Genomic DNA, 19,962 nt, shown 5'->3' with positions numbered 1-19,962 from the left:
CTGTCAAGGGCAGCCGCGGAGCTACCGTGTGCCCATGCTGCGATTGCGAGTGGAGTTCACGACCGAGCCCTTCGACCTCGACGAGGCGCCGCCCCACGCGGTGGCCGCCCGCGAGGTCGTCCAGGACGCCGACCTGGACGCCGTGGACGTCGGCCCGTTCGGCACCACGGCGGAGGGCCGCGCCGAGGTGGTGCTCGCCACCGTGGACGAGGTGCTCCGCGAGTCGCTGCGCGCCGGTGCGACACGGGTGTCCTTGCAGCTCAACGTGGTCGGGGAGGACGGTTCGTGACCGCCGCGGACGACGCCTTCCGCGCCGCGGTCCAGCCGCTCGTCGACGCCATGGGCGGCGAGATGATCGACCCGGAACGCGCCCGGGGCGACGACGTGCTGCTGTCCTGGGAGGGGCGCGCGGTCGTCGCCGTACGCCTGCCGCACCTCTCCGACTCCCTCGACCACATCCTCGCCGACCTCGAACGCCGGCACGGCCTGCCGCTGGCCGAACTCGACCGCAGGACCAAGCAGTCGGTCGTACGGGGCCTGGAGGCGCGCGGCGCCTTCTCCGTGCGGCACGGCGTGGAGACCGTGGCATCGGCGCTGGGCGTGAGCCGCTTCACCGTCTACAACTACCTGAATCGGGAGAACCCCTCCCGAGGTGAGGGGCGTCGCGCGGATTGACGGGCCGCGGGATTCAACAAACTGTTGACGTCGTGTTCTTCGAGGCGTTAGCTATGCGCAGTCCTTCCACGCCCACCGACGAGCGGCCACGGAGGCACCCGTGACTTCGAGTCCGACGCCGGGGCTCACCCGGTTCAACGAGGTGGCGGACAGCGCGGCCCGCGCCGCGCTCCGCGAGATCTGCGCGAGCCGGACGTGGGCGAGCGCCCTGCTCGCCCGCCGGCCCTACCCCGACACCGCCGCCCTGTGCGCCGCCGGCGACACCGCCATGGCCGCCCTGACACCGGCCGACCTCGCCGAGGCGATGGCCGGCCACCCGCCCATCGGCCGCCCCACCCCGGGCGACGCCGTGTCCGCCCGCGAACAGCGGGGCATGGCGGACGCGCCCGCGGCCCTCCGGGCCGAGATGCTCGCGCGGAACCTCGCCTACCAGGAGAAGTTCGGGCACGTCTTCCTGATCTGCGCCACCGGCCTCACCGCCGGACAGCTGTACGACGCGATCCGTAACCGGATCGACAACACGCCGGAACGCGAGCGGGAGATCGTGCGCACAGAGCTCGGCAAGATCAATCGCATCCGGCTGACACGGCTCGCGGAAGGGCCGCGGGAGGCGATCGCCGTGCCCGGGCCCGACGACGGAGGAGCGCCACCATGAGCAGCGGTACGACCCCCACGACCGTGTCCACCCACATCCTGGACACCACCATCGGCCGCCCGGCCCAGGGCGTCACCGTCGAACTGGCCGTACGGGAGAAGCGGGAGAAGGGCGACGGCCCGTGGGAGCCCGCCGGCACCTCGACCACCGACGCGGACGGCCGCTGCAAGGACTTCCCCCCACTGCCCCCCGGCACCACCCAGGCGCGGCTGCTCTTCGCCGTCGAGCCCTATCTCTCCCTCTCCCGCGAGCCCTCCCACGAGCCTTCTGGTGAGCCCTCAGGTGAGCCATCCCACGAGCAGGCCCGGGGCATGGCCTTCTTCCCGGAAGTGGCGATCGCCTTCGCCGTCACACCGGGCGAGCACTATCACGTACCGCTGCTGCTCAACCCGTTCGGCTATTCCGTTTACCGAGGGAGCTAGCGACCCCCATGCCCATCCTTGGCCAGAACCAGTACGGCAAAGCCGAGACGCGCGTCCTGAAGGTCACCCGTGACGGGGACACCCACCACATCAAGGACCTCAACGTCTCGGTCGCGCTCTCCGGTGACATGGAAGACGTCCACCTCTCGGGCTCCAACTCCCGGGTCCTGACCACCGATGCCACCAAGAACACCGTCTTCGCCTTCGCCAAGGAGCGCGGCATAGCCTCGGCCGAGGCGTTCGGAGTCCACCTGGCCCGGCACTTCGTCGTCAGCCAGCCGGCCGTCAGGACCGCGCGCATCAGGCTGGAGGAGTACACCTGGGAGCGCATGGAGACCCGGGGGGAGCGGCGGCACTCCTTCGTCCGCGCGAACCAGGAGACCCGCACCGCGCAGATCACCTTCGACGGCCGCGCGTGGCAGGTGATATCCGGGCTCAAGGACCTCGTGGTGCTCAACACCACCGACTCCGAGTTCCACGGCTACGTCAAGGACCGCTACACCACGCTCCAGGAGACCCGTGACCGGATCCTCGCCACGCAGGTCCACGCCCGCTGGCGGCACGCCCGGTTCGACGACACGGTGAGATCCCCGGACTGGAACGGCAGTTACACGGCCACCCGGGAACACCTGCTGACCGCGTTCGCCGCGACGTACTCCTACTCCCTGCAGCAGACGCTCTTCCAGATGGGCTCGCGGGTCATCGACCGCCGCCCCGAGATCGACGAGATCCGCCTCTCGCTCCCGAACAAGCACCACTTCCTGGTGGACCTCGAACCGTTCGGCCTCAAGAACGACAACGAGGTCTACTTCGCGGCCGACCGCCCGTACGGCCTCATCGAGGCCACCGTCCTGCGTGAGGGCGCCGAGGCCGCCATCCCGGTGGACCTGACGAACCTCCCGTGACCCGACTGCGAGGAATCACCGTGGCCGCACCACCGCAAGCACCGCACGCACCCGAGCGGATCGTCATCGAGAACTGCGCCGTCGCCACCGTCGACGCCCAGGACACGGAGCACCCGAGCGGCCACGTCGTCGTCGCCGGGAACAGGATCGAGTCCGTGGGACCGGGCCCGGCCCCCGCGGGCCTGACCGGAGTCGTCCGCCGCGTCGACGGCACCGGACACCTCGTCACCCCCGGCCTCGTCAACACCCACCACCACTTCTACCAGTGGCTCACCCGCGGCCTCGCCCAGGACTCCGCGCTCTTCGACTGGCTCGTCGCCCTCTACCCCACCTGGGCGCGGATCGACGAAGAGATGGTGTACGCCGCCGCGCGGGGCTCCCTCGCGATGATGGTCCGCGGTGGCGTCACCACCGCCATGGACCACCACTACGTCTTCCCCCGCGGTTCCGGCGACCTCCTCGGCGCCGAGATCCGGGCCGCGCGCGAGATGGGCATGCGGTTCAGCCCCACCCGCGGCTCGATGGACCGCGGGAAGTCCGACGGCGGCCTGCCCCCCGACTTCGCGGTCGAGACCACCGAGGCCGCGCTGATCGCGACCGAGGAGGCCATCGACACCTATCACGACCCGGCCTTCGACTCGATGCTGAGGATCGGCGTCGCCCCCTGCTCGCCCTTCTCCGTCTCCACCGAACTGCTCCGTGAGGCGGCCGTGCTGGCCCGCCGCAAGGGTGTGCGCCTGCACACCCACGGCTCGGAGACGGTGGAGGAGGAGCAGTTCTGCAAGGAGCTGTTCGGCATGGGGCCCACCGACTACTTCGAGTCCACCGGCTGGCTCGGTGACGACGTGTGGATGGCCCACTGCGTCCACATGAACGACACCGACATCGCGGCCTTCGCCCGCACCGGCACGGGCGTGGGCCACTGCCCCTCCTCCAACGCCCGGATCGCGGCCGGCACGGCCCGCGTCCCCGACCTGCTGCGGGCCGGCGTCCCCGTCGGCCTGGGCGTCGACGGCACCGCGTCCAACGAGTCCGGGGAACTGCACACCGAGCTCCGCAACGCCCTGCTGATCCACCGGCTCGCGGGCGGCGCGGCCGCGCTGAATGTCCGTCAGACGCTGCGGATGGGCACGTACGGCGGCGCCCAAGTCCTGGGCCGGGCGGCCGAGATCGGGTCCCTGGAGCCGGGCAAGCTCGCCGACCTCGTGCTCTGGAAGCTCGACGGCCTCGGGCACTCGACCATCGCCGACCCCGTCGCCGCCCTGGTGCTCGGCGCGGCCGCGCCCGTGACCCTGTCCCTGATCAACGGCCGGGCGGTCGTCGAGGACGGCAGACCGACCACCGTCGACGAGGACGCCGTCGCCCGTGGCGCCCGCGACGCGTCCCGCCGCCTGGCGCACATCGCGGCAGGCGGCTGACGCCCCTTGTTCCGGCCCGGCCTGACCCGGCACGGGCCGGCCCGGGACCCGGCGGAGGGGGACGGCCCTCGGCCGGGCCCGTGGACCTCCGGGTCCCACGGGCGGCGGACCGGGGTGCCCGCACGACGGCGCCCCGGTCCGTTCCCGCTCTCTCGTCACCCCCTTCTTCCTTGCAGCGCCGCCTCCCTGAAGCCGTGTCACATCGGCGACACGAAAATCGACAGGAGGAACCGCCGTGGCCACAGTGCCCAGGTTCACCGAGCGAAGCACCGAGCCGGCCGCAGCGGGCGGCGAAAGCGCCGATGTCCACCCGGTGGACCGGCTCCTGCCACCGGGGAAGCTGCTGGCCGGCGGCTTCCAGCACGTCGCGGCGAGCTACGCGGGCGTGGTCGCGCCGCCCCTCGTCCTGGGCGCGACCCTCGGACTCTCCCCGCTGGAGATCACGTTCCTGGTGAGCGCCGCGCTCTTCACGGCGGGCATCGCGACCCTGCTCCAGACGATCGGGTTCTGGAAGGTCGGGGCCCGGCTGCCGTTCGTCAACGGCGTCTCCTTCGCGGGCGTCGCCCCCATGGTGGCCGTCGCGAACGCCCAGCCCCACAAGGGGGACGCCCTGCCGGTCATCTACGGCGCGGTGATCGTGGCCGGGGTCCTCGGCTTCCTCCTGGCCCCGTACTTCTGCAAACTCGTCCGCTTCTTCCCGCCCGTCGTCAGCGGCACCGTCATCACCCTGATCGGCATCACGCTGCTGCCGGTCGCCTTCGAGTGGATCCAGGGCGGCCAGACGGCACGGCCCGCGTCGCTCACCGACCTCGGGCTGGCGGGAGCGACGCTCGCCGTCGTCCTCGGGCTGCGCAGGCTGCTGCGCGGCTTCCTCCAGCAGATCGCGGTCCTCCTCGGCCTGGTCGCGGGCACCCTGATCGCCATCCCGTTCGGCGCCGTCGACATCGGGCCCGCCGAGCACGCCCGGATCGTCGGCTTCCCCAGTCCCTTCCACTTCGGCGCCCCGCACTTCGCGGTCTCCGCGATCGTGTCGATGTGCGTGCTCATGCTGGTCTGTATGACCGAGAGCACCGCCGACATGCTCGCCCTCGGCGAGGTCGTCGGCCGTGAGGCGGACGAGAAGGTCATCGCGCGCGGCCTGCGCGCGGACACCCTCGGCACCGCCGTCAGCCCGCTCTTCAACGGCTTCGCCAACAGCGCCTTCGCCCAGAACATCGGCCTCGTCGCCATCACCCGCGTCCGCAGCCGCTTCGTCGTCGCGGCGTGCGGGGTGATGTTCGTACTCCTCGGCCTGAGCCCGGTCTTCGCCTCCCTCATCGCCGTCGCCCCCCGCCCGGTCCTCGGCGGCGCGGGCATCGTCCTCTTCGGCAGCGTGGCGGCGAGCGGCGTGAACGTCCTCCTCAAGGCGGGCCTGGACCGCGGCGACAACATGCTGATCGCGGCGACGTCCCTGGGCCTGGGGCTGATCCCGGTGGTCTCCCACACGTTCTACGACAACGCGGCGATCCCCCAGACCCTGAAGATCATCCTGGACTCGGGGGTGAGCGCGGGGTGCATCTCGGCGGTGGCGCTCAATCTGCTCTTCAATCACGTGGGGCGGCGGGGGGCCGGGAGCGGCGGCGAGTGATCACCTGTCCTTCAGTGAACCGTTTCCAGTAGGACTCCGGCGGCCGACCGACGAATCGTCATCGGCCAAGGCGGACCGTCGGGCCGGAATCAGAAGGCGGGCGCCCTCGGCACGCAGGGAGCCGCCGGGGCTGAGGGGTCCAGGGCCTGTTCGACCAGTCCGATCGCACGCGGGCTGTACGTCATGCTCAGATGGGCGGAGAAGTCGACGAAGCAGCCGTCCTGCAAGGTGATGTTCTGCACCGTCGCTCCGGGGCCCGCCGTCATGAACGTGCTCTGCCAGGGGGTGGTGATCTCGTCGTACTTCGTGGCGATCACGGTGTAGTCGACCCCGGGAACCGTGTCGCCGTCGGCGTTGAGCTCCTTGATGAAGTCGGACTTCTCGTACTGCTGGACGCCCGCCTTCCCTAGGGGCTTCGCCCCGGGCTCCAGTATGTGGAGCTTGTCGGCGAGTGTCTCGATGCCGCTCATGGTGGTGCCGTGGTTGGTCGCGCCGAGTTGGATGATCTTCTTGACCTTGTTCTTCGAGGGGTCGCTCGTGTTCGCGCCGCCGTCGGCCTTGAGATACCAGCGGGACAGAGTCCCGCCCTGGGAGTGGCCGACAAGGTCCACCTGGCCGGAGCCGCTGGCGGCGAGCACCTTGTCCACGAAGGCGGCCAGCTCCTTGGAGGACTTCTTGATGTCTCCGTAACCCTTGACGGTGGGGGCGAGAGCCACTCCGGCGTCGTCGGTGTCGCCGTAGTCGAGGGCGTAGACGCAGTAGCCCTGGGCCTTCAACTCGGGGGACATCCGGGCCCAGTTGTTGTAGCGGTTCTCGTAGGTGCCGTGTACGAGGACGACCGGACGCGGGTGGGCGGCGCCGGGTCGGCAGCTCCAGTCATTGGCGCCCGGCGGATCGATGTCGAGGCGGAGAATGGAATAGACCATGGCGGGAAGGAAATTGTCCTGCCAAGGGCCGGTCTCCGCTGCCGCGGGCGGGGAGGTGGCCAAGACCGTAGCCGCGGCGGCGGCACAGACGGCGGTGACGTATCTGGGTATGTGCAAGACGGCTCCCGAGGAGTGCGGAACTTGGGCAACGCGCGATGATTCCCATGAGTGCCGGCCGAGGAGGGAGCCAAGGGTGACCTCGTCCGACGTCCCCCGTCGAATGATGCACCGTCAGGTCCCGGCCCCGGTACCGCCCGAGGAGGAGCCGGGACCGTCGGCCGCGTGTCCCCGGGTGGCCTTCCGGGCCCTCAGTATGCACGTGAGACGGAAGGTTCTGAAGGGAGGAAGCACAAGCCTCGCATGGGGTAGGGCGCGGTTCCGGCCTGGGCAAGGTGCGCCGGGTCGTCGAGCGCGCCGGCCTCCACCAGGTCCTCCTCGCGCTCCCCTGCGGCGTCATCCGCCTCCGGTGTCTCCGGACGGCATGCTGGAACGACCGGAAAGCCAGTCGATGAACGCGATTGCCGCATCTGCCGCGTTGTTGTGAGCGGTGGCGAGAGCCTTGACGCTGGCGTCCGTGGCCTGCTCTTTCACGGTGGTGTCGCAGGCGGTGGCGAAGATCCGGAAGCGCTTGATCGTTTCGCGCCAATGCTGCTGCCCGGCAGCGACGGGCACAGGGAAGAACGCGTCAGCGCTGCGTGTCGCCCGCGCGAGTTCGGCACAGGTCGGAGGCACCTGCGCATTGAAGACCGTCAGGGCGGCGGCCTCGTCCGGGGCATGACTTGCGGTGCGAAACGCCTTGTAGAAGGTGTCCTCCGCGGAGACCAGGCTTCCCGCCGCATCCTGGCCTCCGACGGCCTTCCACGCAGTGACCTGTATCGCAGCGATCGCCGTCGGCGCGTCACCAGCCTTGGAAACGGCGGGTCGGGGGCCGTTGGGCGCCGTGGCGGCGACGGCATGGTCGGCGGGGTTCCGCGGTGAGTGGCGATACGTACTCGCGATCGCCGCGACGGCCACGGCTGCGCCAACAGCAGTCGCGACGCGCCAGCGTGCACGGCCGCGCGCTGCCCCGCCGCCCGCGGTGTCGGCCGGGTGTTCCGGTGGTACGGGGCCGCGGCGGAGCGAGCGGGCGGCGACGACGGCGGCAGCGGCCAGCGCGGCGATGAGGACAGCCAGGCAGAGCGCGTCGCCCACGACCATCAGGAGACCGTTGTTGAGCGACTGGGCCGGCCGCACGGCGCACTGCGTCGACTGGACGTTCAGCGGGCCGAGGCAGCCGTCCACGGCCGCCAGGACGCAGTGGAACACGAGGCCGATCATGGCTGCGACAGCGCCGGCGATCAGCGCTGTCAGCAGTGCGAAGCGTTGCGGGGCCTGCCACGCGACCACGACGGACGTCAGGATGGCCGCGCCGCAGATCGCGATGATCACCCAGGTGATGAAGCGCATCTCGTACGCCCCCCATGCCGTGGTGAAGAACGCGCGCTGGGTGCCGGTGTACGCCCGTACGGCGAGCAGGCCCACGCAGCCGGCGAGGCCGCCGGCCAGACCGGCCCGCAGGATCCTGTCCGTACGGGGCAGGTGTGAGGACAGCGGTGCCCGTCCGGCGCGTGCGGGCAGCGCCCGCGTGAGCCATGGCGCGGCGCGCGTCGGCGGGTGTCCGGCCCAGGCCAGCATCGGCAGGAGCCAGAGCAGGGGCGCCGCCCACCACAGCCCGCCGAGCGAATTGTCGAAGATCCCGGGCAGGGCGATGAGGACCGTGGCGATCTGAAGAATCTGGTCCGGGTGAGCTGTGGGCAGGCCGCGCAGGCCGATCGTGTCGAGTTGGCTGACCGCCGACCAGGGCCAGCCGTTGGGTATCAGGAAGCCTTCGTCGTTCCACCAGATCAGGGCGAGGGCCAGGACGAGCCAGAACGCGAGGATCCCGGCGGCCATCGTGGGACGCAGCGACCGTCCTTGCGCCATTCTGATCCGGAGTTCGGCGTACTGAGTGGTCCAGACGGTCAGGATCACGGCCACCGCGACGAAGATCAGCAGAGCTTCGGGGTGATCGGGCATCCAATGGGTGCCGGTGACTTCCAGGTCGGTCAACTCGCATACGGCGAGTCCCGTGCCGAGCCCCAGCCCCGCGCGCCAGCCGGACGGCACCCGCCCTCCGGTGAGTACCGCGTGCAGTACCACGCGCCAGAGAGCCACGACGGTGATGGCGGCGATCAGGCCCGCGAGCAGCAACGCCGGTACGCCATCGGACCAGTTGTGCAATGAGTCGGTGAAACCCAGGGAGTAGTTCCACAGCTGGGTCGAAACGATGTCGGATGTGGCCCCGGTGATGAACAGTGGCAAGGCGCCCAGGGCGAAGAGGGCGGACGGGTCGGTCAGCGATCGGTTCCGCAGCGTCCATGACGGGTGTGTGCGCCACAGTTCCCGAAAGCCGGCCCAAGCCCGGGCGCGGCGGCTCTGGTTGTGGGCACGCCCGGTCCCATGCGACAGCCAGGCTTCCGGATCCGCGCCCCAGCGGGCGGCAGCGAGGTCGGCGTAGAGCTCCCGGCTGCGCAGGATGTCCGCGCGGGCGAGATAGACCAGCACGACAATGAGCACTGCCTGGGCCGCGCTGAGCGTGCCGACGGCCGTGTACCCCATGGACGTCGGTGCCACGTCGTCCGGGATCGCGCCGCGGATGAGCAGGGCGGTTCGGGGCAGTAGCACGACCACCAGGAAGACGCGCCACAGCGCGACCGTGGCGTAGGTGACGGGGATGTCGCCGTTGTGGATGTGGGCCAGTTCATGGAGGACCACGGCGCGGAACCGGTCCGGCTCCGTCGAGAGTTTGACGAGCAGACCACCATTGAGGCGGACGGTCGCCCGCTTCCGTGTGCCGAAGACGACGGCACTTGCCGTCGTCGCTCTCGGATCGACCACGATGCGTGGCGGGTGCGCGGCGAGTCCGGCGGTAGCGACCAGTTCGTCCAATACGGGGCGCAGCGTGCCGTTCACGTCTGCTTCGCCGAGCGGGACGACCCGCGATTTCCGGCCCTTCCATACAGGTAGCAGTCGGTACAGCCCATACGCGGCAGCTACCAGTACTGCCGTGGCGGCGAGAGGGAGCCAGTAGGGCATGTGCGTTTCCGATGCCGTGCAGGCCGTCATGGTTCGGTCGTGTTTGCTGGAAATCATGAAGGCCATCTGGGACTGATAGCTGGCGGCCGGGTTGTACCCATCCGCCAGCGCGCAGTCGAGCCAGCGTCCGTTGCCGATGTGGAACAGAGCGTCGAAAATGCCCTGCGTCATCGTCACGCTGCCGGCCACGAACAGGAGAAGCAGCAGCACGAACCGTAATGTTGTGCCGGCGTTGAGAGTTCGCTCGTCGAGGGCAGTGGATCCCTTTGACCTTCGGCCGTCGACCGCGCTCCGCGTCGTCACGAGGCGTCCCCGTCCGGGGCGTCGCCATGTGTGTCCTCACCCGAGGTTCCCAGGGAAAGGCGGCCGACGACGGCATCGGCCAGTACCGTTGCCCGGTCCGGCTCCATTCCGCTCTGCCGGGCCAGTTCCAGGACCCGGCGGTGCACCTCGGCCAGTTCCCTGTCCCCGAAGCTGGGCAGTGGCGCGTCCGGCCTGTTGCGCCTGAGCTTGCCCCGGACAGTGGAGCGGATGCGCCCCACCAGGCTGTCGGCCGCCGAGCTCGCCATCCGGTTGGCGACCTCCTGCACCGCCGTCCACACGATGGGGGCCGTAAGGACGACCATCTCGTCGAGCCCGAATCCGAGGAAGTCGCGGCCTCTCGGGCCTTTCGGGCCGCGAGTGAATCTTCGGCCTGTTCCGGCTCTTCGGCCTGTTCCGGCTCTTCGGCCTGTTCCGGCCCCGTCAAGGCGGCCCAGAGCCGCGATGAGCGGCAACTCCTCCGGCGCGGTCTTGACGGCGACGTCGCGCACCACTTCACGCAGCGTATCGCCGGGAAGCGGGGGAAGACCTTGAGCGGTCGGCCTTTCCATGTCGTCCATGCGAACCCACCCCTGCGCGACGTCGTTGTCGGATCGCCACAGACGCTAGTGCTCAGGTCGTACGTGTGATGTCTCTTTGCCTGATCGCGTTGTGGTCCGGGAGGCCGATGCGGTCATGAATTGGATGGTATGCGGGTGGAGTTGGATGATGGAGAGGCTCATGCCTCGGCATGCGGAACCGCACGTCGACAGGGCACCGCCGGCCCTGAGGGCGCGTCCGGCTCGGCCGGCCGGGGCGCTCATGGTGTGCGTCGGTGGTCACCGGGTGAAAGCCTCGGCCTTCGGCGGGTTGGGAACGCCGGGCGCGCCGTCGGGTGTGGGCGGCTCGCCCGGGGGTTTGTCTCCACCGTCGTCCGACAAGGTCGCGCTCTCGCTGCGCTGGGTGGCGTGTTCCGCTTCGTAATGGCGTGCCATCCGCACTCGGACGGCCTGCTCTTCGGCGGGGTCGGGCGCGCACTGTGCTGTGCGGAGTGCGATGTTGAGGTGCAGGCATTCGGTGCATGTGGACTGCGGCCTACGAGAAGGGGTGCGCGGCACGGGGACGACGCCCCAAGGAGGCAGGGGGACGATCATCATGCGAGCCGCTCCTTGTGCGTCGGCTCCGGCGCTGCGGCCGAAGTGTCGGCGACCGGCCGCAGGGCGGCGGCGTCAGGCTGACCCTTACCGGCCCGGTGCCGGGAGCACTCGCAGGGTGGGTACGCCATGGACCCGGTGGAGGGGTCCGGCCCGTCCGGCGACTCTCCCAGGGTCCGACTCACCATGAGCGCGCCGCCGGTGCCGTGTTCGGCGATCATTCGGGCCGGTCGTGCCCGTGCTTCGCTTGTCATCCTGTCGCGCCTGCTCTCTCTTCCTGGCTTGCGGGCAAACCTAGGAAGCGGAGCTGCGGTTGTCTGTGGCACTTCGGCTATCCGCCGGACGGAAGTGCCCTGAGTGATCGTTCAGAACGGCAGTCCCACCACGTCGGCCATGGCTCGCATCTCGGCCGTCAATGTGCGTCGACCCTTGATCACCCGTCCGAGGATCACGCGGGCGTACCGTTGGTTCGGCAGCCACTCCGGGCTGTCGTTGTTGATCTGCCCGAGCTTCCCGAACGCTTCGGCGTACTGGCCTGTTTTGGCATAGGCGTCGGCGACATCCAAAAGGTGCCGGTTGCGATTATTGGACGTCGGCTTGAGCCCCTTGGCGGGGATTGCCTCGGCCAGTCTGAGAACCACGTCAGGCCTGTCCGCGACACTTGCGTTCTCCGCCCTCTTGAGGGCCACCGTCGTGGGTCCGAACGTCCTCAAGAAGTCGTTCTCCGGGGAGAATTCCCTGCCGAGCGCGACAGCTGCCGCTTTGGCGAACCTGAGAGCGTCGGCGGCGTCCCCAGGCTGGGAGTTGCGGACGGCTGCGGCAGATACCCGAAGGAGCATCCACCCCCACGTGCTCAATTCCGCCGGAGTCGCACGGGAAATCTTGGGTTCTGTCTCGTCCGCCCACTTCACGGCCAAGTCGTACGCCCTGCTCAACTCGCCCTGGCGCAGGAGCAGCCAGCACTGCGTGTTGACCGTGGCAGCGGCTTCCATGCGGTCTGCCGCATCGTCCAGAGCGCGCTCCAAGGCCGTCTCAGCGGCACTGAACTGCCGCGTCTGGACCATGAGCCACCCCGCGAGCTGCAAAAGCCGCACCCGGATGGCCCTGCCCTCCGGCCCCAGCGCGTCGGCTTCCTGGAGCAGTCGCGGCAGCAGCACGGACAGCGCGCCGTACTCGTCACCCGAGAAAAGCGGCGAGATCTCCTGGGCGGCGATGCGCACCCCCGCGACGGTGGGTGGTTCGTCGTCCGCCCAGACCGTCAGCGGCGGTCGTTCAATGGCGTTCCGGACCTCTGTCCATTGATCTACCGTCGCTGTGCTCGGGTCTTCCTCGTGTGGTCCTGCGGCCAGGCGCATGGTCGGTACGCGGAGTGCTGCGGCGAGCATCCTCAGTGTCTCCAGCCGCGCGCCTTCCCGATCGCCTTGTTCGAGCTTCCGGATGGTCGAAAGCGAAACCCCCGATGCGGCGGCCAACTCCCTTTGTGACAAACCCCTACGCTTACGAACGGTCTTCACGTTCTCGCCAGCGTTGCCCATGTCACGAGAGTACGCCGCAAGGTGTGAGTGAGGGAATCATGAGGCTAGGGATCACCGGACACCGCGGCCTGCCCATCGAAGTGGAGCGACGTGTGCGCGCGGCCCTCGTCGATGTCGTCAAGGCGTTCGCCCCCGTGGACCTTGTAGGGGCGAGCTGCATCGCGGACGGGCCGGACGCCTGGTTCGCTCAAGCCGTGCTGGACCACGGTGGCCGGGTCGAGGTCATCGTGCCTGCTGAGGAGTATCGGGCCGGCTTGCCGGAGTGGCACCACGAGACGTACGACGAACTCCTGCGCCGTGCCTCGGAGGTTCACCACACAGGGTTCACCGAATCCAACTCGCAGGCAGTCCGCAAGGTCTGGCCCGAGGTGGAGGTCATCTGTGCCTCGGCGTCACTGGAGTTCGACGACTACGTGAAAACGATCGGCGACGAGAAGCTCGTTGTCGACCAGCTCGTCGGCGATCTGCAGCGGGTGATCGAGTATCCCAAGCTCGGCTTCGCCATCGAGCAGGACGTCCCGGAGGACGTGCATGCCGCCTACCGATCCCTCCTCGAGGACGGCTTCGACAGCCGCCTCCTCCACCTCTGAACCGCCGCCGGGTGGGCGGTGTGCCATCCACCAGCCCAACCTCTTCCCCCGGCTCTCGACGCTGGCGAACTGTTCACGGCGGACTGCTGGGTCGTCCCAGCTGAACCACCCCGCGCCGGCCCCCCCACCCCAGAAACCCCCAGACACACCCGCCCCCGGCCACCACCCCACCCGCCAACCCGGGCAAAATAGGTGAAATCATCACCCCCGGAGAGGCCCCCGTGGATCAGTCAGCCGAGAACCCCGCCTCCACGGCCGTGCCCCCGGGCCGGCGGAGATTCGTCTTTCCCAGTGCTCTCACCGTCCTGGCCGTTGTCACGGTCGTCGTCTGGGCCCTCACCTTCGTGATCCCCTCCGGCAGCTACCGCCGCGACGGCACCGGCAGGCCCCTCCAGGGCACGTACCACCACGAGGCCGCGCCCGGGGACTTCGTGCACCGGCTCGGGGATCTCTTCCTCTCCCCGGTCAACGGCCTCTACGGCATTCGCGACAGCGGGACCGGGCAGGTCGCCCCGGACGCGGTCGGCGCGCTCTACGGCAGCGCCGGGGTCTTCCTCTTCGTGCTGGCCATCGGCGCGTTCATCACCGTCGTCTTCGCCACCGGCGCCCTGGACCGCGGTATCGAACGGCTCGCCCACCGGCTGCGCGAGCGCGGGGCCCTGCTGATCGCCGGTGTGATGGCGGTCTTCTCGCTGCTCGGCACGGTCGAGGGCTTCGCGGAGGAGACCCTCGGCTTCTACGGCCTGATCGTGCCGCTGATGCTGGCCCTCGGCTACGACCGCATGGTCGCCACCGGCGCCATCATCCTCGGCGCGGGCGTCGGCGTGCTGGCCTCGACCGTCAACCCCTTCGCCACCGGCGTCGCCTCCTCGGCCGCCGACGTCTCGCTCGGCGACGGCATCGTGCTGCGCTTCACGATGTGGATCGTGCTCACCGCGGTGACCATCGGCTACGTCCTGCGGTACGCGCACAAGGTGCGTACGGACCCGGCCCGCTCCCTGGTCGGCTTCCTGCCGGGGGACCGCGAGCTGGCGGCGGAGGCCGAGGAGCCGCCCGAGCTGACGGGACTGCAGAAGGGCGTGCTCGCCGCGGTGACCGTGGTCTTCGCCTTCATGATCTTCTCGGTGATCCCGTGGGCGAGCGCGCTCACAGGGAAGGCCGACGCGACACCGTACGGCTGGGAACTCGGCTGGTCCTTTGCCCAGTTGGCGGCCCTCTTCCTCGTCGCGGCCGTGCTCATCGGGGTCGTGGCCCGGCTGGGCGAGCAGGAGCTGAGCGCGCGGGTCGTCCAGGGAGCGGGCGACTTCATCGCCCCCGCGCTGACCATCGTGCTCGCCCGCGGCGTCACAGTGATCATGAACAACGCGCGCATCACGGACACCGTCCTGCACTCCATCGAAGGCGCGGTCTCCGGGACCCCGGCGGCGCTCTTCGGGATCATGGTCTACATCGTCAACCTGCCCCTGGCGTTCCTCATCCCCTCGACCTCCGGCCACGCCACCCTCGCGATGCCCATCCTGGCCCCGCTCGCCGACTTCGCGGGCGTCGCGCGCTCGGTGGTGGTCACCGCCTGGGGAGCGGCGAGCGGAGTGATGAACCTCTGGGTGCCGACCACCGCCGTCATCATGGGCGGCGTCGCCCTGGCGAAGGTCGGCTACGACAAGTACCTGCGCTTCGTCTGGCCGCTGCTGCTCCTCCTGTCCGTCCTCATCTGCGCCTTCGTGGCCCTGGGCGCGGTCGCCGGCTGAGGGTTCCGCGCACCGGCGCTCACAGCCGGATGTCCTGCCCGTCCGCGGCCACCTCCACGAGCGCCGCCGCCAGCGCGGAACGCTCCCGCGAGGCCGGGTCCGCCGCCGGGTTGGTGTTGTTGAGATGGGTGTAGAGACAGCGCACGCCCGTGCGGCCGCGCAGCCGGACGAGCGTCCCGCCGGGACCGCTGATGGGGAGGTGGCCCATCGCGCGGGCCCCCGGGCCGTGACCCGTCCTCCGCTCCATCTCGTCCTCGCTCCAGAAGGTGCCGTCGAGGATCACGCACCCCGCCCCGGCCAGGGCGGCCTCCAGCCCCCGGGGCCACCGGGCGAGCGACGGGGCGTAGACGGCGGCCGCGCCCGTCACGGTGTCGTCGAAGCGATAGGCCACCACCCACGGCCCGGCCAGGGCGGAGCCCGCCGCGTAGCGCGGCCGCTTGTCGCTCACGGGGATCGCGGTGACGCGCAACCGGCCGTCATCCAGGGCCAGTCCACCGACGAGCGGCCGCCAACGGGCCGCGCCGTACGGGGCGAGCAGGCCGCGCAGCGGGAAGTCCTCGGCGAGGGAAGCGGTCACGGCCGCCGGGGCGAAGAGGTCGAGCGCCGCGCCCTCGCGCAGCGCCAGCAGCCCGGCCGTGTGGTCGAGCTCGCCGTCGGTGAGGAGCACGCCGCGCAGCGGGGTGTGCCGGGTGCCGGGCGGAGGGGAGAGCTCGGGGGTGGCGAGGATCTGCGCCCGGATGTCGGGGGAGGCGTTGACGAGATACCAGGCGCCGGGCGAGGCGCTCACCGCCAGGCACTCCTGGGTCCGCCACACCGCGGGGCCCCCGGCCCGTGCCCGGGTGCAGCCGGGGCAGGCGCAGTTCCACTGCGGCAGCCCACCGCCCGCCGCGGTGCCCAGAACACGCAGCCTCATCGCCGGCCCCTCTCCCGTCAGCCCAGCAGCCCGTACACCTGGAGCACACCGGAGAACGTCGGCACGTACACCCTGCCGCCCGCGACCGTCGGCGGCGCGAACTTCGCGAACAGGCCCACGTCGTCGCGGGCCGCGTTCATCTTGCTGTTCCACACCTCCTGGGTGAGGTCGGTGGCCCGGTAGGCGCGGAAGACACCCTCGACCACGGCCTGGTTGGCGTTGTCGCGGTACGGATGCGTCGCCCACACCAGGCCCGTCGCCGGGTCGTCGCCGTCGGCGGAGACGGACAGGAACCCGCCGGGCATCCCGGGCGAACCGCCCGGCACGCTCTTGGGATCGGTCGTGGTGCTCGTCGACACGGGCGCCGTCTGGAGCGTGCCGCCGGTGAAGCGGTAGGCGCGCAGGAAGGCGTTCTCCGGCCATACGTACACCCAGGGCCCGCCGCCGCCCCGGAAGTTCCAGTGCACCGCGCCGCCGTGGATGTGATGGGTGTCGAGGTCCGGTGTCACCACATAGAAGCTCTGCACGATCTGGCTGTCCGAACCGGCCTGGAAGCGGCCCATGTTGCCGGTGTCCAGCAGATAGAACTTGCCCTCCTTGCCGCCGCCCAGCAACAGCCGGGTGCCCGGGATCAGCAGCGGCCCGGCGGAGCCCAGGTCGGCGTCGGCGGCGTCCAGGGCCGCGTTGTTGAAGGGCGAGAACCAGTCCGCGAGCCTGAGGTCGGGGGTCAGCTGGACGACGGCGTCACCGAGCTCCGAGCCGTCCGGGCGGAAACCTCCGTTCCCCGTCATGAAGTACAGGTTTCCCCGGTCGTCGACCCCGAGCCCCTGGCCCGCCTGCCAGATCCCGCCCCGCCGGGTGCCGGGCGTGGTCACGTACACCCCCGTGCGCCGGAGGTCGCTCGCGTCGAAGCCGAACACCCAGCCGTGGTATGGGTCCTGGTCGCCGTAGGCGGCGAACGCGACGTACACCCGGCCGCCCGCCAGGGTGAGCGCGGCGCGCTGGATCTGCCGGTTGCTGGTGAAGGTCAGCATCCCCTGGGCGCTGCCGTCACCCGTGCCGGGCACGGTCGCGGTGATCCGCACCGGCCCGCCGAGCGCCTCCCGGCCGGTGGAGAGGTCCAGCGCGTGCAGGGTGTGGTGGTACGCGCCCTGCTCCTTGGTGAAGGCGACGACATGCAGGACGTGCCGCTCCACATCGATGACCGGCGTGCTGAGCACCCCCACCTCGACCGCGATGTCGCGGTAGCCCCGCGGCCCCACGTTGGCGTCGGGCAGAGTGACCGAGGGGCCGAGGGAGGCGTGCCACAGCGGCGCGGAGGCCGCAGGGTCGTCGGCGTCGAAGGCGTAGACGCTGTTGTGCATCGTCGCCGTGAAGACGACATTGCGCACCCCGTGGCCCTCGACGGGGCAGCGGGCGAGATAGAGGGGCTGGGCGTAGATCTGCCCGTCCACCGCGCGGCTGAACAGCTTGCCGAAGGTGGCCGGGCGGACGTTTCCCGGATGGAGGGCCGTCTCCAGCAGGTTGGCGCCCGTGCGGCGGTTGTCGTTGTGCTGGGTCGTGACCGACAGCCCGGCCGGTGGCAGCGGATTCATGGCGTTGTCTCCCTGCGGTGCCAGGTGGTGGATGCGGGCGTACGGGCCGGGGCGTCCTCAGCCGCGGGGGAGGGGCGCGCCGGGTATGGCCGCGGCGTCGCGGACGATGTCGCGCACCAGGCCGTGGTGCGGGGAGAACCGGCAGGCCGGGTCGGTGGCCGCGGCGTCGCCGGTCAGCTGGAACGCCTGGCAGCGGCAGCCGCCGTGGTCGATCTCCTTGCGCGGACAGCTCCGGCACGGCTCCCGCATCCACTCCGTGCCGCGGAAGAGGTTGAACGCCTCGGAGCGGAACCAGATGTCGGCGAGGCCCGACCGCCCGGCGTTCGGCACGGCGAGCCCCGGTATCCGCGCCGCCGCCGAGCACGGCAGCACATCGCCGTTGGGAGCGACGGTCAGCTGGCGGCCGCCCCAGCCGTGCATACAGGGCTTGGGCACCCCGTCGTGCAGATCCGAGACCACATAGACGATCTCCAGCCGCCCCGCCAGCCGCTCCCGCGCGGCCCGGACCACGGACTCGGCCGCCGCCAGCTGCTCGCGCGTGGGCAGCAGGGCCCGGCGGTTGAGCAGGGCCCAGCCGTAATACTGCGCGTTGGCCAGCTCCAGCCGGTCGGCACCCAGCCGCACGGCCAGCTCGATCAGCGCCCCGGCGCGCCCCATGGTCGCGCGGTGCAGCACGGCGTTGAGCGTCAGCGGCAGGCCCGCCTCCTTGACCAGCGCGGCGGCCGCGAGCTTCCGCCGGTGCGCCGGACGGCCGGCGAGAGCGTCCGCCTCCGCCGCGTCGGAACTCTGCACACTGATCTGCACATGGTCGAGTCCGGCGGCGACCAGCCCGGCGAGCCGGGCCGCCGTCAGGGCCTGACCGCCGGTGATCAGGCCGGTGTAGAGACCGAGGCCGCGCGCGTGCGCGACGATCGCCGCCAGATCGCGCCGCACCAGCGGCTCCCCACCGGACAGATGTATCTGGAGCACCCCGAGCTCACGGGCCTCGGTGAGCACCCGGCACCACTGCGACAGAGTCAACTCCTCTGTATACGCATCGAGTTCCACCGGGTTGGAGCAGTACGCGCAGTGCAGTGGGCAGCGGTACGTCAGCTCGGCCAGCATCCCCGACGGCCTATCCATCGATGCGCTCCGGGGGAGCGGGGCAGGCCTCGACCAGCCGCCGCCGCGCCAACTCGGCGAGAAACGACCGCACTTCCTCGCTGGACACCGACGCATACCGCCCCGCCAGGGCCCGGGTGACGGCGTGCTCGCCGGTGGCGCCGTCGCACAGCGCGAGCACGGCCGCGCCTGTGTCGTTGAGCAACAGGACACCCTCCGGGTGCAGCAGGATGCCGACGTCCCGTACCGGGTCGTGGCCCAGCCGCACGCCCCCGCGCAACCGCCACCGGACCCCCGCGTCGGCGCTGCTCGCCGGAGCCGGAGCCGGAGCCGGAGCCGGAACCGCGCCCGCGCTCACCGGGCCCGGCCCGCGTGTTCGAGGGCGTCGAGGATGCTCCACAGCACATCGCACTTGAACGCCAGCGCGGCCAGCGCCGCCTGCTGCCGCTCCCGTGTGGTGCAGTGCGCGAGGACCAGCTCCAGGGCGTGCCGGGCGTCGCAGGTGGCGGCGGCCGGGCGCTCGGCGAAATAGGCGTGGCCGGAAGCGGTGACCCAGGGATAGTGCGCGCGCAGCGCTTCGAGGCGCTCCCGCATCAGGTCGGGTGAGAACAGCTCGGTGAGCGAGGAGGCCACGGCCTCGGTCCAGGGCCGGGTGCGGGCGAAGGTGACATAGGCGTCGGTGGCGAAGCGGACGCCGGGGAGCACATGGCGCTCGTCCAGCACCTCCGAGCGGCTCAGGCCCGCGGCCTCGGCGAGGTCGAGCCACTGGGCGTGGCCGCCGTGCCGGTCGTCGGTGCCGTCCTGATAGAGGATCCGCCGCACCCAGCGCCGACGCACCTCCGAATCCGGGCAGTTGGCGACGATGGCCGCGTCCTTCTGCGGCAGGCACTTCTGGTAGTACCACCGGTTGGCGATCCACTGCCGCAGCTCCTGGCGGCTCAGCTCGCCGCGGTGGAGGCGCAGGTGCAGCGGGTGCCTGTGCCAGTAGCGGTCGGAGTGGGCGCGCAGCGCGGTGGTGAACTCCTCCGTGCTCCAGGCGGTGGTCATCACCATCGCCCGGCGTAGGCCGTGACCTCTTGGCCGAGCTCGATGTCCGTGAATGCGGGTGGTGACCAGGGCCGGAGCGCGGGCCCGCCGGGGCTCTCGCGGGGTGCGGGCGGAGCCTGCCGCGCCGTGCCGGCGCTTCGCTCCGCCGTCACCGGACCGGGGCGCGAGCCCGGGGCCGGTGATTCCGTGACGGGCCGGGGAACGCTGGTCGTCACCGCTTCGGCCATGCTGTTTCCC

At 70.7% G+C, this 19,962-nt stretch carries 20 protein-coding genes; 9 read left to right on the top strand and 11 right to left on the bottom strand.

Features of this window, described 5'->3' with window-relative positions:
• The first annotated feature begins 34 nt into the window (after positions 1-34).
• The 7 genes from AB0435_RS08380 (at position 35) to AB0435_RS08350 (ending at position 5,702) form a co-directional block, all read left to right on the top strand.
• Positions 35-289, top strand: a complete 255-nt coding sequence (locus tag AB0435_RS08380) for a thiamine-binding protein (RefSeq protein ID WP_366003986.1) — start codon at positions 35-37, stop codon at positions 287-289.
• Positions 290-339: 50 nt separating this feature from the next.
• Complete coding sequence (locus AB0435_RS08375) at positions 340-675, top strand: helix-turn-helix domain-containing protein (protein WP_366004038.1); 336 nt, start codon at positions 340-342, stop codon at positions 673-675.
• A 100-nt stretch (positions 676-775) separates the two neighbouring features.
• Positions 776-1,330 carry a 2-oxo-4-hydroxy-4-carboxy-5-ureidoimidazoline decarboxylase gene (uraD, locus tag AB0435_RS08370; protein WP_366003985.1) on the top strand — a complete coding sequence of 185 codons (555 nt, stop codon included), beginning with the start codon at positions 776-778 and terminating at the stop codon, positions 1,328-1,330.
• Positions 1,327-1,752, top strand: coding sequence for a hydroxyisourate hydrolase (uraH, locus tag AB0435_RS08365; RefSeq protein ID WP_366426496.1), 426 nt, complete (start codon positions 1,327-1,329; stop codon positions 1,750-1,752). Before uraD ends, uraH begins: the two co-directional genes overlap by 4 nt.
• Positions 1,753-1,760: 8 nt before the next feature.
• Entirely contained in the window at positions 1,761-2,657 is an 897-nt protein-coding gene (gene pucL, locus AB0435_RS08360) for a factor-independent urate hydroxylase (protein ID WP_366003983.1), read from the top strand.
• Between the two features lie 20 nt (positions 2,658-2,677).
• Positions 2,678-4,075, top strand: a complete 1,398-nt coding sequence (locus AB0435_RS08355; RefSeq protein WP_366003982.1) for an 8-oxoguanine deaminase — start codon at positions 2,678-2,680, stop codon at positions 4,073-4,075.
• 244 nt (positions 4,076-4,319) lie between these two features.
• Positions 4,320-5,702: a nucleobase:cation symporter-2 family protein gene (locus tag AB0435_RS08350; protein ID WP_366426522.1), complete on the top strand. Its 1,383-nt coding sequence runs from the start codon at positions 4,320-4,322 to the stop codon at positions 5,700-5,702.
• Positions 5,703-5,791: 89 nt separating this feature from the next.
• Here AB0435_RS08350 and AB0435_RS08345 read toward each other — a convergent pair whose 3' ends face one another.
• The 5 genes from AB0435_RS08345 to AB0435_RS08325 all read right to left on the bottom strand — a co-directional run bounded on the left by AB0435_RS08345 (position 5,792) and on the right by AB0435_RS08325 (position 12,731).
• On the bottom strand, positions 5,792-6,628 hold the full coding sequence (locus tag AB0435_RS08345; protein WP_366426495.1) for an alpha/beta fold hydrolase: 837 nt from the start codon (positions 6,626-6,628) through the stop codon (positions 5,792-5,794).
• Between the two features lie 453 nt (positions 6,629-7,081).
• The gene (locus AB0435_RS08340; RefSeq protein ID WP_366003978.1) at positions 7,082-9,952 is read right to left on the bottom strand and encodes a M56 family metallopeptidase; all 2,871 of its coding nucleotides are present in this window, start codon (positions 9,950-9,952) and stop codon (positions 7,082-7,084) included.
• Positions 9,953-10,041: 89 nt separating this feature from the next.
• Entirely contained in the window at positions 10,042-10,368 is a 327-nt protein-coding gene (locus AB0435_RS08335; protein ID WP_366426494.1) for a hypothetical protein, read from the bottom strand.
• A 513-nt stretch (positions 10,369-10,881) separates the two neighbouring features.
• Positions 10,882-11,199, bottom strand: coding sequence for a hypothetical protein (locus AB0435_RS08330; RefSeq protein ID WP_366003976.1), 318 nt, complete (start codon positions 11,197-11,199; stop codon positions 10,882-10,884).
• Positions 11,200-11,561: 362 nt separating this feature from the next.
• The gene (locus tag AB0435_RS08325; RefSeq protein ID WP_366426493.1) at positions 11,562-12,731 is read right to left on the bottom strand and encodes a helix-turn-helix transcriptional regulator; all 1,170 of its coding nucleotides are present in this window, start codon (positions 12,729-12,731) and stop codon (positions 11,562-11,564) included.
• Positions 12,732-12,769: 38 nt separating this feature from the next.
• Between AB0435_RS08325 and AB0435_RS08320 the strand changes: the two genes are divergently transcribed.
• On the top strand, positions 12,770-13,321 hold the full coding sequence (locus AB0435_RS08320) for a hypothetical protein (protein ID WP_366426492.1): 552 nt from the start codon (positions 12,770-12,772) through the stop codon (positions 13,319-13,321).
• A 221-nt stretch (positions 13,322-13,542) separates the two neighbouring features.
• Positions 13,543-15,069 carry a YfcC family protein gene (locus AB0435_RS08315; RefSeq protein WP_366426491.1) on the top strand — a complete coding sequence of 509 codons (1,527 nt, stop codon included), beginning with the start codon at positions 13,543-13,545 and terminating at the stop codon, positions 15,067-15,069.
• A 19-nt stretch (positions 15,070-15,088) separates the two neighbouring features.
• Here the strand turns inward: AB0435_RS08315 and pqqB are convergent, their stop codons facing one another.
• Genes pqqB through pqqA form a run of 6 tightly spaced genes read right to left on the bottom strand, consistent with a single transcriptional unit; the run spans position 15,089 to position 19,952 of the window.
• On the bottom strand, positions 15,089-15,982 hold the full coding sequence (gene pqqB / locus AB0435_RS08310) for a pyrroloquinoline quinone biosynthesis protein PqqB (RefSeq protein WP_366003973.1): 894 nt from the start codon (positions 15,980-15,982) through the stop codon (positions 15,089-15,091).
• 17 nt (positions 15,983-15,999) lie between these two features.
• Positions 16,000-17,577 carry a hypothetical protein gene (locus tag AB0435_RS08305; RefSeq protein WP_366426490.1) on the bottom strand — a complete coding sequence of 526 codons (1,578 nt, stop codon included), beginning with the start codon at positions 17,575-17,577 and terminating at the stop codon, positions 16,000-16,002.
• A gap of 57 nt (positions 17,578-17,634) precedes the next feature.
• The gene (gene pqqE, locus AB0435_RS08300) at positions 17,635-18,699 is read right to left on the bottom strand and encodes a pyrroloquinoline quinone biosynthesis protein PqqE (RefSeq protein WP_366426489.1); all 1,065 of its coding nucleotides are present in this window, start codon (positions 18,697-18,699) and stop codon (positions 17,635-17,637) included.
• Positions 18,692-19,036, bottom strand: a complete 345-nt coding sequence (gene pqqD, locus AB0435_RS08295; protein WP_366426488.1) for a pyrroloquinoline quinone biosynthesis peptide chaperone PqqD — start codon at positions 19,034-19,036, stop codon at positions 18,692-18,694. The genes pqqE and pqqD overlap by 8 nt, the downstream gene beginning before the upstream one ends.
• Positions 19,033-19,731, bottom strand: coding sequence for a pyrroloquinoline-quinone synthase PqqC (gene pqqC, locus AB0435_RS08290; protein ID WP_366426487.1), 699 nt, complete (start codon positions 19,729-19,731; stop codon positions 19,033-19,035). Before pqqC ends, pqqD begins: the two co-directional genes overlap by 4 nt.
• A complete protein-coding gene (pqqA, locus tag AB0435_RS08285; RefSeq protein WP_366426486.1) occupies positions 19,725-19,952 on the bottom strand; it encodes a pyrroloquinoline quinone precursor peptide PqqA in 228 nt (75 codons plus the stop codon). The genes pqqC and pqqA overlap by 7 nt, the downstream gene beginning before the upstream one ends.
• Positions 19,953-19,962 lie beyond the last annotated feature (10 nt).

It is taken from the genome of Streptomyces sp. NPDC051173, from assembly GCF_040689515.1.
Taxonomy (GTDB): domain Bacteria; phylum Actinomycetota; class Actinomycetes; order Streptomycetales; family Streptomycetaceae; genus Streptomyces.
This window is presented reverse-complemented; position numbering and strand designations above follow the sequence as displayed.

Coding starts and splice junctions, on each gene's coding strand:
- AB0435_RS08345 (WP_366426495.1), bottom strand. CDS start 6,628: ATGGTCTATTCCATTCTCCGCCTCGACATCGATCCGCCGGGCGCCAAT.
- pqqE (WP_366426489.1), bottom strand. CDS start 18,699: ATGGATAGGCCGTCGGGGATGCTGGCCGAGCTGACGTACCGCTGCCCA.
- AB0435_RS08375 (WP_366004038.1), top strand. CDS start 340: ATGGGCGGCGAGATGATCGACCCGGAACGCGCCCGGGGCGACGACGTG.
- AB0435_RS08320 (WP_366426492.1), top strand. CDS start 12,770: ATGAGGCTAGGGATCACCGGACACCGCGGCCTGCCCATCGAAGTGGAG.
- AB0435_RS08380 (WP_366003986.1), top strand. CDS start 35: ATGCTGCGATTGCGAGTGGAGTTCACGACCGAGCCCTTCGACCTCGAC.
- AB0435_RS08335 (WP_366426494.1), bottom strand. CDS start 10,368: ATGGTCGTCCTTACGGCCCCCATCGTGTGGACGGCGGTGCAGGAGGTC.
- pqqB (WP_366003973.1), bottom strand. CDS start 15,982: ATGAGGCTGCGTGTTCTGGGCACCGCGGCGGGCGGTGGGCTGCCGCAG.
- uraH (WP_366426496.1), top strand. CDS start 1,327: ATGAGCAGCGGTACGACCCCCACGACCGTGTCCACCCACATCCTGGAC.
- pqqC (WP_366426487.1), bottom strand. CDS start 19,731: ATGGTGATGACCACCGCCTGGAGCACGGAGGAGTTCACCACCGCGCTG.
- AB0435_RS08325 (WP_366426493.1), bottom strand. CDS start 12,731: ATGGGCAACGCTGGCGAGAACGTGAAGACCGTTCGTAAGCGTAGGGGT.
- AB0435_RS08305 (WP_366426490.1), bottom strand. CDS start 17,577: ATGAATCCGCTGCCACCGGCCGGGCTGTCGGTCACGACCCAGCACAAC.
- pqqA (WP_366426486.1), bottom strand. CDS start 19,952: ATGGCCGAAGCGGTGACGACCAGCGTTCCCCGGCCCGTCACGGAATCA.
- AB0435_RS08330 (WP_366003976.1), bottom strand. CDS start 11,199: ATGATGATCGTCCCCCTGCCTCCTTGGGGCGTCGTCCCCGTGCCGCGC.
- pucL (WP_366003983.1), top strand. CDS start 1,761: ATGCCCATCCTTGGCCAGAACCAGTACGGCAAAGCCGAGACGCGCGTC.